The organism is Azospirillum largimobile, from assembly GCF_977007025.2.
In genome coordinates, this window is the sequence record NZ_CDRMUA020000004.1 from 228,104 (window position 1) to 243,289 (window position 15,186).

Consider the following 15,186-nt stretch of genomic DNA (forward strand, 5'->3'; position numbering starts at 1 on the left):
TCTGTCATTCCGGCGCGAACCCGCCGATCGTCATCCCGCCATCCACCACCAGCATGTGGCCATAAACATAGCTGGCGCGGTCGGAGCACAGCCAGACCGCGGCTTCGGCGACTTCCCGCGGGTGGGCGGCGCGCCCGGCCGGGATCGCCGCAGTGGCGTTGGCGGCAAAGGCCGGATTCTGCGCGCTGTTGGCGACGACCATCGGGGTTTCCGTGAAGCCGGGCGCCAGCGTGTTGACGCGGATGTTCCGTGCCGCGTTCTCCATGGCGGCGACCCGCGTCAGGCCGTGCACCCCGTGCTTGGATGCGGCATAGGCGCTCATCCCGCCGGGGCCGGTGAGTGCGGCCACCGAGGCGGTGTTGCAGATGGCGCCGCCGCCGCTGCGCAGCATCAGCGGCACCTCGTGCTTGATGCCCAGGAAGATGCTGCGCAGGTTGATGCCCAGCACCCGCTCGAAATCCGCCACCGGGTAGTCCTCCACCCGGTGGGTACCGCCGGTGACGCCGGCATTGTTGAAGGCGGCATCAAGACGGCCGCCTTCGCATTCGACATGGGTGAGCAGGGCCGCGACCTCGCTTTCGTCAGACACGTCGGTCCGGCGCACCGACGCGCGGCCGCCAGCCCGGGCGATATGCTCCAGCGTCTCCATGAGGCCCGCCTCGTTCAGGTCGGCCCCGAACACATGCGCACCACGCGCCGCAAAGATCAGAGCCGCTTCCCGGCCGATGCCGGAACCCGCACCGGTGACCAGCGCCACCTTGCCGGTGAAATCGTCCATGATATGCATTGCTGGGCTCCAGCTGTGATTGTGCAGACTGCAACCTGCGGAATCCGCTTACTCGGGGATCAGGACGTGCTTGGCGCCGGCGTCGCCAGCGGCCACCGCCCGATAAGCATCGACGGCCTGCCGCAGCGGCCAGTTGCGGATCACCGGCGGTTTCAGCGTGCCGATGTCAAATCCTTCGCGAAGACGGTCCAGGATCCGGGCCACCATCGGTCCGGTCAGCTTGGCGGTGTCGACGCCGATCAGGCGCAGGCGCTTGTGGTAGAAATCGATCAGGTCGAATTCGACGCGGCGATTGCCGACGCTGGTGATCGCGACATGCCGCCCGTCGAGACCAAGCGACTGCTGGACCTTTTCGAAGACCGGGCCGCCGACCGCATCGAGGGCGATGTCGACGCCCTTCTCCTCCGTGGCGTCGCGCACGGTGGCGACGAGGTCCTGGTGGCGCAGGTCGATCCAGGTGTCCGCCTCCGTCCGCCCGTCTGCGATGTCGGCACCGATGACGCGGGCACCGATGGAGTGCGCGATCTGGGTCGCGGCCCGGCCGACCGCTCCCAACGCCCCGGTGACGAGCAGCGTTTCGCCCTCGCGCAACTGGCCGGCATCGACCAGCGCGCTCCAGGCGGCGACGAAGGGCGCGCCGACGCCGGCGGCCTGTTCCATCGACAGGGTCTTCGGCTTGGCCGAAAGCTCGTCGATCGGGACGACGACGTAGCGCGCGTGGGCGCCGTCGCGGCGGAAGCCGAAGCCGGCCCCGCTGCCCCAGACTTCTTTCCCCTCCCAGCCGTCGCCCTGCACGACCCGACCGGAATAGTCCCGGCCCGGCGTGGCGGGGAGCCGGGGCGAGAAGGCGCCGCCGACGATCTTGACGTCGCTCGGGTTGATCGCCGCCGCATGGACCTCGACGAGGGCCTCGCCGGGACCGGGGACCGGCGCCGGCAGGTCCCTTAGGGACAGGACCGACGGATCGCCGGTCCGTTCGAAACGTAGCGTTTGCATGACGATGTCCTCCGGCCACCACGGAAGCCTTGAACCGTGGTCTTCGGCGGCGGCCTTGAGCGGGGCTTCAGGGGATCAGCAGGAGCAGACCATCGCGGTTGCGCGATGCGACGTCCTCGTGGGCACGGGCGGCCTGGGCCAGCGGATAGCGGCTGAGGCGCAGCGTCCCGAACACGCCCCGGCGGTGGGCGTCAAAGACCTCCGCGCTTGCGCTGGCGAGAAGCGGCCCCCGGACCAGCTGGGCCGTGCTGCCGCCCGACAGGCGGATCCGGCGGCTCGCCAAGGTGTCGCGGTCGACCTCCGGTCGGCCGGATGCGGCGCCGATCATGACGATCTCGCCGCCGTCGCGAGCCGCCGCCACGGAGGTTGGGAAGGTCGCCCGGCCCACGAATTCGCAAACCAGATCGAAGCCGCCGGGGACCATTCGGCGCAGCTGGTCGGCCAGATGCGGATCATGGGAGTCGACGCTGTTGACGTGCGACCCGTTCAGCACATCCAACTTGGTGGCGGAACCGGTGCCGACGACCTGGGCGCCAAGCGCATCCGCCCAGCGCGCGGTGAGCGACCCGACGCCCCCGGCGGCACCCTGGATGAGGACCGCTTCGCCCGGTTCGACGGGATGCAGATGGCGGATCGCCATCCAGGCGGTCAGTCCCTTCGTCATGATTGCGGCGGCATCGTCGAAGGCGGTGTCGTCCGGCAGCCGGATCAGCACCTCCGCCGGGACGTTGCGCAGCTCGGCATAGCTGCCCGGCGCGAAGAAATAGCCGACGCGGTCGCCGACGGCATGGTCCGTCACGCCCGGACCGACCGCGTCGATGACGCCGGCGGCTTCGACCCCGCCGACCGCCGGAAAGGCGGTGTTGAAGCTGCCGTCGCGTAACGCGGTGTCGACGAAATTGACGCCGATGGCGCGCGCACGGAAACGGACCTCGCCTGGGCCGGGCGGGGGGATGTCGTCATCCTCAAGGACGAGCACCGATGGCGGGCCGGGGTGATGGAAACGGTCGACGGCGCTCATCGCGAGGCCAGCCGCGGCTTTGCGCCGGGCTGCTTCGTCGAAGGGTTGGCATCTGACATGGGGCTGTTCCTTGCAGCTGGGGCGCCATTGCGGTCCCGGGGGGCGCCTGGGTTGCGGCGCCGTCGTGGCCGCCGCTGCGGTTGCACGGCTTAGGCGGCGGTGGCCGCCGCGTTCAGCAACTGCAGTTCCCAGGCCAGCGCGCTGGCGCTGGCGCCGCCATGCTCCAGGATGATCTCCGCGGTCCTCGCCGCCTGTTCAGTCCGTGCCCAATCGCGCTGCAGTTCGGAAATGAAGACGATAGTCGTCATCGGGACGGCTCCGGCCTGGACCATGCGGGCGATACCCATCTCGTGGGCTTCCTGGCTGGTGCCGCCGGATGCGTCGGTGACGAAATAGACCTCGTACCCGTCGCCGAGGGCGTGGATCACCGGGAAAGCGAGGCAGACCTCGGTCCACAGCGCGGCGAAGACCAGCTTCTTGCGACCGGTGCGCCGCACCCACTCGACGCAGTTTTCGTCCTCCCAGGTGTTGATGAAGGTGCGGTCGATCGGCGTCTGTTCCGGGAAAACCTCCGCCAGCGGCTTCAGGATGTTGCCGCCGCGGTCCTTGATGACGCTCGTCAGCAGAGTCGGCACTCCGAAGGCCTTCGCCGACTTCGCGAGCGCCACGACATTGTTGATCATCAGTGAAACGTCGATGTTCTTCACGCCGGCGACCTGGAAGGGCTGATGGTCGATCAGTATCAGGGCGCAGTTATCGGGCGTCAGCATGGTGCCGAGGCCGGTCTTTTGAAAGGAGGCGCTGTTCATGATGGGAACCTTCGTCAGGTGATCCGCTGCGGCGCCATCGCCGCCTGGAAGCCGATGAAGGAAACCTACGGGGCAGCGTGTCCTCCGGCGAACGCGGTTTGGTCACGCGCCGTTGCCTGGACGGCAACCAGTGGTCAAAGGGTTCCGGTCTCGGTTTGCACGGTGGTGACGAAGTCCTCGGCTGCACGGCTGACCCAGCCGGCAAGGCGCGGGGCTGTCACCGACTGAACCTCACCCCAGCAACTCTTCCCCTCTCGGCCGGTGGCGCGTGGTGCGCTGGCGCCTTTCATGGCGAACTGGAAGCTGAAAGCTTCGGTCGCTCCCGACCAGCAGAAGCAGGCCGAGCGACGCGGCGACGATGCCGATGCAAAGCATGAGGGCATCTCTCCTGTCGTAACGGTGATCTTGCCCAATCCCCCAGAACAGGAGCGGTCGCGGTCAAAATGGCCGCGACCGTTCCCGGCGGCATCAGGCAGCGAAATCGGTGCCGACCGAGCGGTCCCGCCACGCGGTGATTTCGGCGCGGCGTCGGTCGATCACTCCATTGGCCATCTCCACGGCGTCGGAGCCGGCCAGGAAGTGACGGGGCGGTTCAGGTGTGTTGGCAAGCGCGACCATGGCGGCGGCCAACTTGGCCGGGTCGCCCGGCTGTTTGTGGCTGTAGCCGTCATAGGTGGACCGCTGCTCGGCGGAGTGGGCGGCGTAATCCGCGATCTGCTTGGAGCCGTAGCGAACAGAACTGCCGTCCAGGAAATCAGTGCGGAAGAAGCCGGGCTCGACCACTGTGACGTGGATGCCGAAAGGCGCCACCTCCGGGGCCAGCGAGTCCGAGAAGCCCTCCACCGCGAATTTCGCCGCGCAGTAGACCGAGGCGCCGGCGAAGCCGAGAACGCCACCAATGGAGGAGAGATTCTGGATATGCCCGGACCGTTGCCGCCGCATCACCGGCAGGACGGCGCGGGTGACGTGGAACAGGCCGAACACGTTGGTGGCGAATTGCCGTTCGATATCCGCGGCTTCGATCTCCTCAAACAGGCCAAGCTGGCCGAAGCCGGCATTGTTGACCAAGACGTCGATACGGCCGAAGCGGTCGATCGCCGCCTGCACTGCCGCCGCCGCCTGCTCTTCGTCAGCGACGTCGAGCGTCACCGGCAGCACGCGGTCGCCATGGTCGGCATAGACCGCACGCAGCTGGTCGAGTTTACGGCCGGTGGCGACCACCCGGTCGCCGGCGGCCAACGTCGTCTTCGCCACCTCCGCCCCGATGCCGCGCGCGCTGCCGGTGATGAACCAAACCTTGCTCATGTCCGTCTTCCTTCTTCGCTGGAGAACCGCTTTCGGGTGCGGTCTCGATGAAGAGAGGATAGGGCCGGATGGCCTTCACCCTGTAGAGCGGAGGTCCGGCAGAATTGCACGATCCTCCAGAACTGGTCGTCAGGCTTGGGCGGCCCGCCGTGCGCCTGCATCGTCGCTGGTCATGGAGGTGCGCAGGCGGGCGGCGTCGCGAATGGGCGGGAACCCGAACAGGCGGGCATATTCGCGGCTGAACTGGGATGGACTGCCATACCCCACCGCAAAGCTGGCGCTGGCGGCGTCGGCCAGATTGGCCAGGATCAGCCGCCGCGCCTCCTGCAGGCGCAGCTGCTTCTGGTACTGAAGCGGGCTGAGTGCCGTGATTTCCTTGAAGTGCTGGTGGAAGGCCGATGGGCTCATGTTGGCCTTGGCGGCCACAGTCTCGATGCGCAGGGGCTCGCGGAAATTGTCCTTGATCCATTTGATCGCGCGGCCGATCTGCGCGGTGCGGCTCTCGCCCAGAGCGATCCGGTGGAGAAGGGTGCCCTGGTCGGCGGTCAGCAGCCGGTAGAGCAGTTCACGTTCCACCAGCGGCGCCAGCACCGGAATAGCCTCGGGCGTTTCCAGCAACCGCGCCATCCGGGCCGCCGCGTCGATCATCTCTGCCGTGGCAAGGCTGGCCGTCAGGGCAAGCCCCTGTTCCGTCTGCGGTGGAACCCTCAATCCCGCCTCCAAGATCAGGCCACTCAGCAGTGCCGGATCGAGCGTCAGGCGCAAACAGAGATAGGGGTTCTCTGCCGTCGCCTGCGTCACTTGCCCGATCACCGGCAGGTCGAGCGATACCGCAAGATACTGGCCTGCCCGATAATCCAGAATTCGGTCACCGGCGATGGTGCGCTTGGCTCCGCGCGCGATAAAGCACACGGAGGGCTCATAGACCGCGTGGAGCTGTTCGGTCGGGCTGCCGGCGCGGATCACCGCCAGCCGGGGGATTTGCGTTGGGTGAACGCCGTCACCCAGGTCGGAGGTCACACGGTCCAGAATCAGCGAGAACTCGGTCTCCTTGAACATGGAAGCTCCCGTACCTGTCAATCCGCAGCCCGTCAATCTAGCGTGCAGGCGCCGATGCTCACAGGTCCCAAGGAGGATCGTGCAAACATCGGCGAGGAATGAACCGGAGAGCCGGGCCTTGCCGTTTCCTCAGGGGAACTCAGCGCGGGCAGAAGTTCGAGGTGAGCCGCTGTGCGCTGTGTGCGGAAACCCCGCCGGCGCACAACCCGGACAGTTCGGCCATGAAGGCTTGCACATAGGGCGTACGCATATGGGCGTCGAAGTCCTCACCGGTCGCCCAGTTCTCATAGACGAACCACTGGTTGGGATCCCCGTCGCAACGGTGAACGTCGTAGCGCAGGCACCCGAGTTCGCTCCGGCTTGGTTCGACCAGGGCCAGGAGACGGGCGCCCAGCGCCTCTCCCTGCCCGGGTCTTGCGGTGAAGAATATCAGCTTGGTCAGGACGTTCATTGCGGATCGGCTCTGTGCTGAAATGAAGATGAAAGGGAGAGGGCGCCTCAGCCGGCGGTGACGGTCATGCCGCCGTCGGCCATCACGACCGCGCCGACGATGAAGCTCGCCCGCTCCGACGCCAGGAAGGCGACGACCTCGGCGATCTCCTCGGGCTGGGCGGCGCGGCCGATGGGAGCGGCCTTGCCGTGGTCGGCCAGGAATTCGCGGCCGTTGTCCATGAAGTGATTGAGGATGTTGGTCACCACGTCGCCGACGCCGATGGCGTTGACGCGGATGCCGTGCGGGATCGCCTCGAGCGCCTGGGTGCGGGTCAGCTGCGCCAGCGCGCCCTTCGAGGCGGTGTAGGCGGCGATCCCGGGGAAAGCGAAATAGGAGGCATAGGAGGCGATGTTGACGATGGCGCCGCTCTTCCGCGGCATCATCACCTTCATCGCTTCGCGGGAATGTAGGAAGGCGCCGGTGACGTTGGTCGCCAGGATGCCGTCCCAGTCCTCGCGGCTGGTCTCGGTCAGCGGCTTGTAGATAATGCGGCCGGCATTGTTGACGAGGATGTCGAGCGCGCCGAAGCGCTCCACCGCCAGTTCCACCGCCCGTTCGGCGCTGCCGTCGGTGGCGATGTCGGCGACCAGCGGAACCAGACCCGGACGGGCCAGTTCCTCCACCGCGGGGTTGATGTCCTCCGCGATCACCCGCGCGCCGCGGGCGTGCAGCAGTTCCACGGTGGCGCGGCCGATGCCGCTGGCCGCACCGGTCACGATGGCGACCTTGCCTTCGACTTCGTTTACCGTGTTGAAGATGCTGGTCATGATGGCTGCCTCTTCGTTGCTGGTTCGGGTGCCGGTCAATCGGCCGGCCTGGTCCAGAAGTTAGCGGCGGGGGCCGGCCGGAATAATCGGCCGGGATTCGAATGGCTTGTTCGGATCCGCCGCATAATCGACGGGTGGGCAAACGGGGCTTCTGACATGCGGTCGACTGGGAACGCCGATCTTCGCGCCTTCATCGCGGTTGCCGAGCTGGGCAGCTTCACCCGCGCGGCGGAGCAGCTGGGGCTGGCGCCCTCGTCGCTCAGCCAGACGATCCGTGGGTTCGAGGAGAGGCTGGGCGTGCGCCTGCTGCACCGGACGACGCGCAGCGTGTCGCTGACCGATGCTGGCGAGCGGCTTCTGCTGCGCGCCCGCCCGGCGCTGGCGGAGTTGGACGCGGCGCTGGACGACATCGGCCACTTGCGCGACCGGCCAGCCGGCGTCGTCCGCGTCCGTTGCCTGCGCGCGGTGTACCGGCGCCACATCGAACCGATCCTGGCCGGCTTCCACCGGACCTATCCCGACATCACGCTGGACATTCTGGTGGACGATGCGGTGGTCGACCTCGTCGCATCCGGCTTCGACGTCGGTTTCACCCTGGGGGAGGTGGTGGAGCGGGACATGGTCGCCCTGCGGATGGGCGGCGACCTCCGCCAGATCGCAGTGGCGTCGCCCGACTATGTCGCCCGCCACGGCCGGCCGGAGACGCCGAAGGATCTGCTGTCCCACCGCTGCATCCGCTGGCGCTGGCCGGGCCGCATCGCCCCCTACAATTGGGAGTTCTTCGTCGACGACGCCTGGATGGAGGTGGAGGTGCACGGCCCCCTGGTGCTGAGCGACCAGCGCCTGACCATAGAGGCCGCCGTGCGGGGGATCGGCGTTGCGTTTTGGATCGAGCATGAGCTGAGTTCCCTGATCGCCGACGGAAAGCTGGTCCCCTTGCTGGAGGACTATTGCGCGCCCTTCCCCGGCTTCTTCCTCTGCTACCCGCAGCAGCGCCAGATGGCGCCGGCGCTTCGTGCCTTCATCGATGCCGTCAAGGCGGGATACCCTGCGGCGGATGCCGGTTGCGGGAGGGAAATGACGCAACCGGATGCCCGTCGGTAGTTGGATGACTCCGACCATTGCGGTCGAAAATTCGAACGATCAGCCCTGCTTGATCAGGCTGTGGACCATCAGTGCGCCGCCGAACTGCTGCAGGCGGCCACCTTCGGCGATGCGGCCCAGCGTGATGGGGGCGTAGCCCAGTCGCTCAATCAGCCCGGCCACTTCGGCGTTGGCGCCCTCATCGTCGCCGGACAGGAAGAGAACACGGCGTCCGTCTTGCCGGAGGCCATTCTCCTGCGGTTCCTTCGCCAGAACCGCGGCCGGTAGGGTGTTGAAGGCCTTGACGACGCGCGCACCGGGCACGGCATCGGCGACGATGTGGGTGGACGGCCGGCCGCCCAGCTCACGGGGGGTGAAGGCCGGGAAGTCGATGGCGTTGGTGGCGTCGACGACGATGCGCCCGTTCCAGGCCGGCGCCCCGTGTACGGCATCGCGAACGGCGTCATAGGGCACCGCCAGGATGAGGATGTCGGCGGCGAGCGCGTCCTGCACCGTGGCGGGGACGACGCTCGGCCCCAGATCGTGGGCGAGATCCGCCAGGGTTTCCGGCCCGCGGCTGTTGGCCAGCAGAACCTCGATACCCTTGCGGGCGAACTGGCCGGCGACGGCGGCGCCGATGGCGCCCGAACCCAGGATGGCGTAGGTGGTCATGATGATGGTCCTTTCGAGATAAGAGATTGGATGGATTGATCAGGCCGCGCGGGATGCCGCGGGCTTCGAAGTCGGTTCTGGAAGCGGGATGAAGTCGGTTTCGCCGGGGACGGCGGGGAAGCGGCCCTCGCGCCAGTCCTGCGCGGCCTGTTCGATGCGCTCGCGCCGGCTGGACACGAAATTCCAGTGGATGTGCCGGCGTCCGTCGAGCGGTTCGCCGCCCAGCAGCATCAGCCGGGCCGGACCGACGGCGCGCAGCACGATCTCCGCCCCCGGTTGGAAGACGATCAGCTGATCCTTGCGGAAAAGGCCGTCTTCGGACACCACCTCCACCGTGCCGTCGACGACATAGGCGGCGCGCTCGATATGCTCGGCGTCGACGCGCAGCCGGGCGTCGTCCTGCAGGACGACATCGGCGTTGAACAGATCGGAGAAGGTGTGTGTCGGCGCTCGCCGGCCCAGCAGCGAGCCGGCGATCAGACGCAGGTCGATGCCTTCGCCTTCGATCCGCGGCAGCGCGTCGGCCGCCACATGCTGGAAGCCGGGATCGGTCTCCTCATGCCGCGTCGGCAGGGCGATCCAGCTTTGGAAGCCGAACAGCCGGTGTCCGCTGCGGCGGGTGGCGGGGGCGGTGCGTTCGGAATGGACGATGCCGCGCCCGGCGGTCATCAGGTTCACCGCCCCCGGCTCGATGGTCTGGACGAAGCCCTCGCTGTCGCGGTGGACGATCTCGCCCTCGATCAGATAGCTCAGGGTCGATAGGCCGATGTGCGGGTGGGGGCGGGTGTCCATGCCCTCGCCGGCGGTGAAGGTCACCGGGCCGAAGCTGTCCAGGAAGATGAAGGGGCCAACCGACCGGCGCATGGCCGACGGCAGGGTGCGGCGGACCTGAAATCCGTCGCCGATGTCGCGGACGGCCGGCAGCAGGATGTGTTCGACGCCGGCGGCAGGGCGGACGGTCATGGCGGGAACTCCCGATTTTGGAAGATGCGGCGCCGGGCTGGCTTCTTTGGAAGTGCGGCCCGGCATCGCTGGTGAGGGAAAGCTAACGCCGCTGGACCTTCGGGAAAACTGGGATAAGATGGATCGAAACGTTCGAGAAATTGGAAATGTCAGATCCCGGCACCCCGACCTTCGACCAGCTCCGCGTTTTCCTGACCGTGGTTGACACCGGCAGTTTTGCCGGAGCGGCGCGCAAGCTGGGGCGGGCGACCTCCGTCATCAGCTATTCCATCGCGAATCTGGAGATGCAACTGGGCGTCTCGCTGTTCGACCGTGAGACCACCAAGCGGCCGCAGCTGACCGACGCCGGCCGCGCCCTCCTTTCGGAAGCGAGGACCATCGCCAATGGCATGGGCAGCCTGCGCGCCAAGGTGAAGGGCCTGATCGAGGGGCTGGAGTCCGAGGTGCTTCTGGCGCTCGATGTCATGCTGCCGGCCTGGCGGGTGGTCGATGCGTTGAAGGCCTTCCGCGAGGCCTACCCGACCGTGACGTTGCGTCTGCACGTCGAGGCGCTGGGTGCGGTGACCCAAATGGTTCTCAATCGCGCGGCGACGATCGGCATCAGTGGGCCGCTGGACATGGAGATCGACGGGATAGAGCGGATCGGTGTCGGCTTCGTCGAGTTGGTGCCGGTCGCCGCCCCCTCCCACCCGCTGGCGATGGCCGGGCGCAATCCGCCCGGCGCGGGGCGCGAGCATGTGCAGCTGGTGCTGACCGACCGCTCCACCCTTACGCAGGGCTGGGAATTCGCGGTCATCGGCACGCGCACCTGGCGGCTGGCCGATCTGGGTTCCAAGCACATGCTGCTGCGCGAGGGGATCGGCTGGGGCAACATGCCCCTGCCGATGATCCAGGAGGATCTGGACGCCGGGCGGCTGGTGCTGCTGGACATGCCCGACTGCAAGGGCGGTCCCTACCGGTTGCAGGCCGTCCATCGCACCGACAGCCCTCCGGGTCCGGCCGCGTCCTTCCTGATTTCCCGTTTCGAAAGCCAGACTGCGGAGTCAGAGCGTTCTGTCTTTTGATTGTTCCCATAGCTGCAACGGATTTCTTCCGACCGCTTTGTTTATCGCTCGCATAAGAACGTTTAGCGTCCTTGCATTGACCGGCACGGCAATCCGTTCGCGTCCGGCCCGATCCCGATCTCTCCCAAGGATCCAAGGACGCGGATCATGAGCCAGTCCACTTCCCTCTGCGTCGCCGCCGGCGACACCCTGTCGGCCCTCTCCTGCAAGCTGCACAGCGCCGGCTGCTCCGTTGTCCGCGGGGTGCTCGACCTGCTGATGATGCCGTCGGGCAACCAGCGCCTCCTCAGCTGGCTGGGCAACCACCTGCTGTCGATTGCCGGCCAACTCGGCGGCGGTGCGTCTGACCTGATTCCGGCCCATGCCATGGCTGTCGGCCCTTTCCTGGCCGCCATCGGCTGCGCGGCGATCCTGGCGCTGCGCTCACTCGGCACCGCGGTGATGCTGGCGGTCGTCATGCTGATCGGCGCGCATGTTCTGGTCCTGCAAATGCCGCCGGAACTCGCCGGGTCGATCAAGGGCGTCGAATTCCTGATGATCGCCGGCTTGCTCGCGATCGGCGCCGCTCTCCGCCGCCCGACACACTGACCACATTGCCCCGCTTGACAGGCAATTTATAACTTATAAGATTGGCGCATCGGATGGTCCGGTGCGGCGGGACGTCGCCGGCCATCCGGATCCCAACAAGGAGGGTCGGATGACGACGAGACGGGCAGGGCGCCTTTGTGCGCCCGTAGTGTTCGCCCTGCTGATTGCGTCCAGTTCGTCGCATGCGCGCGACCTGACCGTCGTCGGCTTCGGCGGATCGTTGCAGGACGCGATGCGGACCGCCTATTTCGAGCCCTTTGCCAAACAGGCGGGCACGCCGCTGATCGAGGAGTCCTATACCGGCGGCATCGCCAAGCTGAAGGCGATGCACCAGTCCCGGACGGTCACCTGGGACGTCCTGCAAATGGACGAGAACGAGATGACGCTGGCCTGCGACGAGGGGCTTCTCGAACCCTTCGACTGGAAAAGCCAGTCGAACGCCGCGGACATCATTTCACAGGTCAAGGCGCCCTGCGGTGTCGGCGCCTTCATCTGGTCGAAGGTGCTTGCCTTTGATCCGGCCAAGACCCCCGGCGTGCAATCCTGGGCCGATTTCTGGGACCTCAAGCGCTGGCCGGGCGAGCGCGGCTTGCGCAAGCAGGCGCGCATGACGCTGGAGATCGCCCTGCTGGCCGACGGCGTCGCCCCGGACAAGATATACGAGACGCTGGCCACCAAGGCAGGGGTTGACCGCGCCTTCGCCAAGCTGGACCAAATCAAGCCGCATATCCGCTGGTGGGTCAGCGGCGCGCAGCCGGTCGAATGGCTCGCGGCCGGCAATGTCGTGATGACCTCCGCCTACAACGGGCGGGTCGCCGCCGCGAAGAAAGACGGGCGGATCTTCACCATGCTGTGGACGCAGCAGCTTTATTCCGCCGATTACTGGACAATCCCCAAGGGCACCGACAAGCTGGCGGCGGCCAGGGAATTGGTCGCCCACATGACCAGTGCCGACGCGCAGAAGCGCTTTGCCGAGACGATCCCCTACGGCGTCACCAACGGGCGCGCCTCCGCCCTGATCGACCCCAAGCTCCAGCAGGACCTGCCGACCGCCCCGCAGAACATGGCGGGCGCGCTGATGATCGACACGCCCTTCTGGGTGAACAACGAAGACGAGTTGCAGCAGCGCTTCGAGCGCTGGGTCGCCCAATAGATCCGGGTTCACCGGACCGGGTGCTGAGCCGACCGCAACCCATTTCCGAACAGGTGAGAGTCATGACGCTTCACGCAACGCGCATCGTCGGATGCGCGCTGGCTGCCGGACTTCTGTCCGCGCCGGCCCTGGCGCAATCTCCCGCACAAGCCGAACAATTGACCGTCGTCGGCGCCGGCGGCGTGCTGCAGGACGCCGAACGCGCGGTATTCTTCCGCCCCTTCGCCGATGCCAACAAGGTGCAGCTGACCGAGGATTCCTATTCCGGCCAGATGGCGAAGGTCCGCGCCATGGTCGATACCGGCAGCGTCAGCTGGGACGTGCTGCAGGTCGAACAGAACAGCCTGCTGAGCGGGTGCGAGGAAGGGTTGTTCGAGAAGATCGACTGGACCGGCATCGGCGACCGCGAGGATTTCATCGACGAGGCCTACAGCGAGTGTGGTGTCGGCGCCTTCGTCTGGTCGATGGTGATGACCTACGACCGCTCGCGGATCGCCGACGGTCCGAAGAACTGGGCCGACTTCTGGAACGTGCAGCGCTGGCCGGGCAAGCGCGGGCTGCGCCAGACCGCCAAGATGACGCTGGAGATCGCGCTGCTGGCCGATGGCGTGCAGCGCGGCGACGTGTACAAGCTGCTGGCGACCCCGGCCGGGGTGGAGCGCGCCTTCGCGTCGCTCGACAGGCTCAAGCCGGACATCCTGTGGTGGACCTCCGGCGCCGAGCCGATCGAACGGCTGGCCTCGGGCGACGTGGTGATGTCCGCTGCCTTCAACGGGCGGGTGGCGGCGGCCAACCAAGGCGGGCGGTCCTTCGCGCTCGCCTGGGATGGGCAGGTGCTGGGCGTCGATTACTGGGCGATCCCGAAGGGGGCGAAGAACCGCGCCACGGCGGAGCGCTTCATCGCCTTCGCCAGCCGGCCGGAGTTGCAGGCGCGCTTTCCCAGCCATATCGCCTATGGCGTGACCAACCGCAAGGCGAACCTTGCCGTCGATCCGAATCTGGCCGCCGATCTGCCGACGAGCCCCGCGAACTTCGCGCTGGCGGTCCCGCTCGACACCGCCTTCTGGGCCGACCATGGCGAGGCGCTGGAAGCGCGCTTCGCCAATTGGCGCTCCCGATGACCAGCAGGAAGGAGTGAAGACGCGCATGGCAACCACCACTGAAGCCATGGATGGGCCCGCGGCGCTGGCGCCGCCGTCCCTGTCGTCCCGTGCGAAAGCCCGGATGGTCTCGACCCTGCTTATCGCGCCGCTCGTCCTGTTCCTCACCCTGATCTTCGTGCTGCCCCTGGGCGGCATGTTGGTGCATGCGGTGGAGAATGGCGAGGTGAGCGAGGCGATGCCGGGCGTTGCCGCAGAGATGCGCGGATGGACCGGTGACGGTCTGCCGCCGGAGAGCGCCTATGCCGCGCTGGCCCGCGACCTGAAGGCCGTCTACGGCGACCCCCGCCTGGGCGAGGCGAGCCGGCGCCTGAATTACGAACGCGCCGGCTACCGCGCGCTGCTGACCAAGACCGCACGCGCCGTCCGCACCATCGACCGGCCGCAAGGGGGCTGGACGGAGGCGTTGACCGCCGTCGATCAGCGCTGGGGAGAAGCCGCTACTTGGGCGGCGTTGCGGCGGGCAAGCCCGGCGCTGACGCCCTATTACCTGTTGACGGCACTCGACCTGCGGATGGACGACAGCGGGTCGATCGCGCGGGCGCCGGCGGAGGAGCGGCTCTACATCGACACGCTTGGCCGCACCCTGTGGATCGGCTTCGTCACCACGCTTCTGTGCCTTGTGCTGGGCTTCCCGCTTGCCCATGCGCTGGTCAGCCTGCCGCGCGGTTTCGCGTCGGTCCTGATGGTCTGCGTGCTGCTGCCCTTCTGGACCTCGCTTCTGGTGCGGACCAGCGCCTGGATCGTCGTGTTGCAGAAAGAGGGCGTGCTGAACGGGTTGCTGACCGGGCTCGGCATCGTTGATGCGCCGCTGGAGTTGGTGTTCAACCGCTTCGGGCTCTATGTCGCGATGGTGCACATCCTGCTGCCCTTCATGATCCTGCCGATCCTCAGCGTGATGAAGGGCATCTCGCCCTCCTACATGCGGGCCTCGGCCTCGCTGGGTGCCCATCCGGCGGTCGGCTTCTTCAAGGTCTATCTTCCGATGACGCTGCCGGGCGTCGGGGCGGGCTGCCTGATGACCTTCATCATCGGCGTCGGCTATTACATCACGCCCAGCCTGGTCGGCGGCGCCCGTGACCAGATGACCAGCTATTTCATTGCCTACTACGCGAACACCACAATCAACTGGGGCCTGTCCTCCGCGCTGGGGGCGATCCTGCTCGCCTGCATCATGCTGCTCTACGCGACGGTCGGACGCCTGATCGGCGTCGGCCGCATCGCCGGCATTCAATGAGGTCCCCGCTTCCGGAAGAGAGACCGAAC

17 protein-coding genes are annotated in these 15,186 nt (G+C 67.2%); 6 read left to right on the forward strand and 11 right to left on the reverse strand.

Annotated features, from left to right (window positions below; genetic code table 11):
• Positions 1-4: 4 nt before the first annotated feature.
• From ACWPKK_RS22565 to ACWPKK_RS22605, 9 genes are all read right to left on the reverse strand, one after another.
• A complete protein-coding gene (locus ACWPKK_RS22565; RefSeq protein WP_452008696.1) occupies positions 5-778 on the reverse strand; it encodes an SDR family NAD(P)-dependent oxidoreductase in 774 nt (257 codons plus the stop codon).
• A gap of 57 nt (positions 779-835) precedes the next feature.
• Positions 836-1,783, reverse strand: a complete 948-nt coding sequence (locus ACWPKK_RS22570) for a quinone oxidoreductase family protein (protein WP_452008698.1) — start codon at positions 1,781-1,783, stop codon at positions 836-838.
• Between the two features lie 67 nt (positions 1,784-1,850).
• Positions 1,851-2,804, reverse strand: a complete 954-nt coding sequence (locus ACWPKK_RS22575; RefSeq protein ID WP_452008700.1) for an alcohol dehydrogenase catalytic domain-containing protein — start codon at positions 2,802-2,804, stop codon at positions 1,851-1,853.
• Positions 2,805-2,953: 149 nt separating this feature from the next.
• Positions 2,954-3,613, reverse strand: coding sequence for a hydrolase (locus ACWPKK_RS22580; protein WP_452008703.1), 660 nt, complete (start codon positions 3,611-3,613; stop codon positions 2,954-2,956).
• Positions 3,614-3,844: 231 nt separating this feature from the next.
• A complete protein-coding gene (locus ACWPKK_RS22585) occupies positions 3,845-3,988 on the reverse strand; it encodes a hypothetical protein (protein WP_452008706.1) in 144 nt (47 codons plus the stop codon).
• Between the two features lie 93 nt (positions 3,989-4,081).
• Positions 4,082-4,918, reverse strand: coding sequence for an oxidoreductase (locus ACWPKK_RS22590; RefSeq protein WP_452008708.1), 837 nt, complete (start codon positions 4,916-4,918; stop codon positions 4,082-4,084).
• A 129-nt stretch (positions 4,919-5,047) separates the two neighbouring features.
• Positions 5,048-5,977, reverse strand: coding sequence for an AraC family transcriptional regulator N-terminal domain-containing protein (locus tag ACWPKK_RS22595; RefSeq protein WP_452008711.1), 930 nt, complete (start codon positions 5,975-5,977; stop codon positions 5,048-5,050).
• A 139-nt stretch (positions 5,978-6,116) separates the two neighbouring features.
• Positions 6,117-6,428 (reverse strand): putative quinol monooxygenase, encoded by a 312-nt coding sequence (locus tag ACWPKK_RS22600; RefSeq protein WP_452008714.1) that lies wholly within the window; start codon positions 6,426-6,428, stop codon positions 6,117-6,119.
• Between the two features lie 47 nt (positions 6,429-6,475).
• A complete protein-coding gene (locus ACWPKK_RS22605; RefSeq protein ID WP_452008717.1) occupies positions 6,476-7,237 on the reverse strand; it encodes an SDR family NAD(P)-dependent oxidoreductase in 762 nt (253 codons plus the stop codon).
• A 156-nt stretch (positions 7,238-7,393) separates the two neighbouring features.
• On the opposite strand from ACWPKK_RS22605, the gene ACWPKK_RS22610 reads away from it, so the two are divergent.
• On the forward strand, positions 7,394-8,341 hold the full coding sequence (locus tag ACWPKK_RS22610; RefSeq protein ID WP_452008720.1) for a LysR family transcriptional regulator: 948 nt from the start codon (positions 7,394-7,396) through the stop codon (positions 8,339-8,341).
• Between the two features lie 39 nt (positions 8,342-8,380).
• Here the strand turns inward: ACWPKK_RS22610 and ACWPKK_RS22615 are convergent, their stop codons facing one another.
• Complete coding sequence (locus ACWPKK_RS22615) at positions 8,381-8,992, reverse strand: NADPH-dependent F420 reductase (RefSeq protein ID WP_452008723.1); 612 nt, start codon at positions 8,990-8,992, stop codon at positions 8,381-8,383.
• 39 nt (positions 8,993-9,031) lie between these two features.
• Positions 9,032-9,955 carry a pirin family protein gene (locus tag ACWPKK_RS22620; RefSeq protein WP_452008726.1) on the reverse strand — a complete coding sequence of 308 codons (924 nt, stop codon included), beginning with the start codon at positions 9,953-9,955 and terminating at the stop codon, positions 9,032-9,034.
• Between the two features lie 146 nt (positions 9,956-10,101).
• On the opposite strand from ACWPKK_RS22620, the gene ACWPKK_RS22625 reads away from it, so the two are divergent.
• From ACWPKK_RS22625 to ACWPKK_RS22645, 5 genes are all read left to right on the forward strand, one after another.
• A complete protein-coding gene (locus ACWPKK_RS22625; RefSeq protein ID WP_452008728.1) occupies positions 10,102-11,019 on the forward strand; it encodes a LysR family transcriptional regulator in 918 nt (305 codons plus the stop codon).
• 147 nt (positions 11,020-11,166) lie between these two features.
• Positions 11,167-11,607, forward strand: coding sequence for a hypothetical protein (locus tag ACWPKK_RS22630; protein ID WP_452008731.1), 441 nt, complete (start codon positions 11,167-11,169; stop codon positions 11,605-11,607).
• Positions 11,608-11,716: 109 nt separating this feature from the next.
• Positions 11,717-12,760: an ABC transporter substrate-binding protein gene (locus tag ACWPKK_RS22635; protein WP_452008734.1), complete on the forward strand. Its 1,044-nt coding sequence runs from the start codon at positions 11,717-11,719 to the stop codon at positions 12,758-12,760.
• Positions 12,761-12,822: 62 nt separating this feature from the next.
• Complete coding sequence (locus ACWPKK_RS22640) at positions 12,823-13,881, forward strand: ABC transporter substrate-binding protein (protein WP_452008736.1); 1,059 nt, start codon at positions 12,823-12,825, stop codon at positions 13,879-13,881.
• Between the two features lie 25 nt (positions 13,882-13,906).
• Complete coding sequence (locus ACWPKK_RS22645) at positions 13,907-15,157, forward strand: ABC transporter permease (RefSeq protein WP_452008739.1); 1,251 nt, start codon at positions 13,907-13,909, stop codon at positions 15,155-15,157.
• The last annotated feature ends 29 nt before the right edge of the window (positions 15,158-15,186 follow it).

Excerpts from the sequence above, each read along its gene's own strand:
- ACWPKK_RS22565 (WP_452008696.1), bottom strand. The coding sequence starts at position 778 with ATGGACGATTTCACCGGCAAGGTGGCGCTGGTCACCGGTGCGGGTTCC.
- ACWPKK_RS22570 (WP_452008698.1), bottom strand. The coding sequence starts at position 1,783 with ATGCAAACGCTACGTTTCGAACGGACCGGCGATCCGTCGGTCCTGTCC.
- ACWPKK_RS22575 (WP_452008700.1), bottom strand. The coding sequence starts at position 2,804 with ATGAGCGCCGTCGACCGTTTCCATCACCCCGGCCCGCCATCGGTGCTC.
- ACWPKK_RS22580 (WP_452008703.1), bottom strand. The coding sequence starts at position 3,613 with ATGAACAGCGCCTCCTTTCAAAAGACCGGCCTCGGCACCATGCTGACG.
- ACWPKK_RS22585 (WP_452008706.1), bottom strand. The coding sequence starts at position 3,988 with ATGCTTTGCATCGGCATCGTCGCCGCGTCGCTCGGCCTGCTTCTGCTG.
- ACWPKK_RS22590 (WP_452008708.1), bottom strand. The coding sequence starts at position 4,918 with ATGAGCAAGGTTTGGTTCATCACCGGCAGCGCGCGCGGCATCGGGGCG.
- ACWPKK_RS22595 (WP_452008711.1), bottom strand. The coding sequence starts at position 5,977 with ATGTTCAAGGAGACCGAGTTCTCGCTGATTCTGGACCGTGTGACCTCC.
- ACWPKK_RS22600 (WP_452008714.1), bottom strand. The coding sequence starts at position 6,428 with ATGAACGTCCTGACCAAGCTGATATTCTTCACCGCAAGACCCGGGCAG.
- ACWPKK_RS22605 (WP_452008717.1), bottom strand. The coding sequence starts at position 7,237 with ATGACCAGCATCTTCAACACGGTAAACGAAGTCGAAGGCAAGGTCGCC.
- ACWPKK_RS22610 (WP_452008720.1), top strand. The coding sequence starts at position 7,394 with ATGCGGTCGACTGGGAACGCCGATCTTCGCGCCTTCATCGCGGTTGCC.
- ACWPKK_RS22615 (WP_452008723.1), bottom strand. The coding sequence starts at position 8,992 with ATGACCACCTACGCCATCCTGGGTTCGGGCGCCATCGGCGCCGCCGTC.
- ACWPKK_RS22620 (WP_452008726.1), bottom strand. The coding sequence starts at position 9,955 with ATGACCGTCCGCCCTGCCGCCGGCGTCGAACACATCCTGCTGCCGGCC.
- ACWPKK_RS22625 (WP_452008728.1), top strand. The coding sequence starts at position 10,102 with ATGTCAGATCCCGGCACCCCGACCTTCGACCAGCTCCGCGTTTTCCTG.
- ACWPKK_RS22630 (WP_452008731.1), top strand. The coding sequence starts at position 11,167 with ATGAGCCAGTCCACTTCCCTCTGCGTCGCCGCCGGCGACACCCTGTCG.
- ACWPKK_RS22635 (WP_452008734.1), top strand. The coding sequence starts at position 11,717 with ATGACGACGAGACGGGCAGGGCGCCTTTGTGCGCCCGTAGTGTTCGCC.
- ACWPKK_RS22640 (WP_452008736.1), top strand. The coding sequence starts at position 12,823 with ATGACGCTTCACGCAACGCGCATCGTCGGATGCGCGCTGGCTGCCGGA.
- ACWPKK_RS22645 (WP_452008739.1), top strand. The coding sequence starts at position 13,907 with ATGGCAACCACCACTGAAGCCATGGATGGGCCCGCGGCGCTGGCGCCG.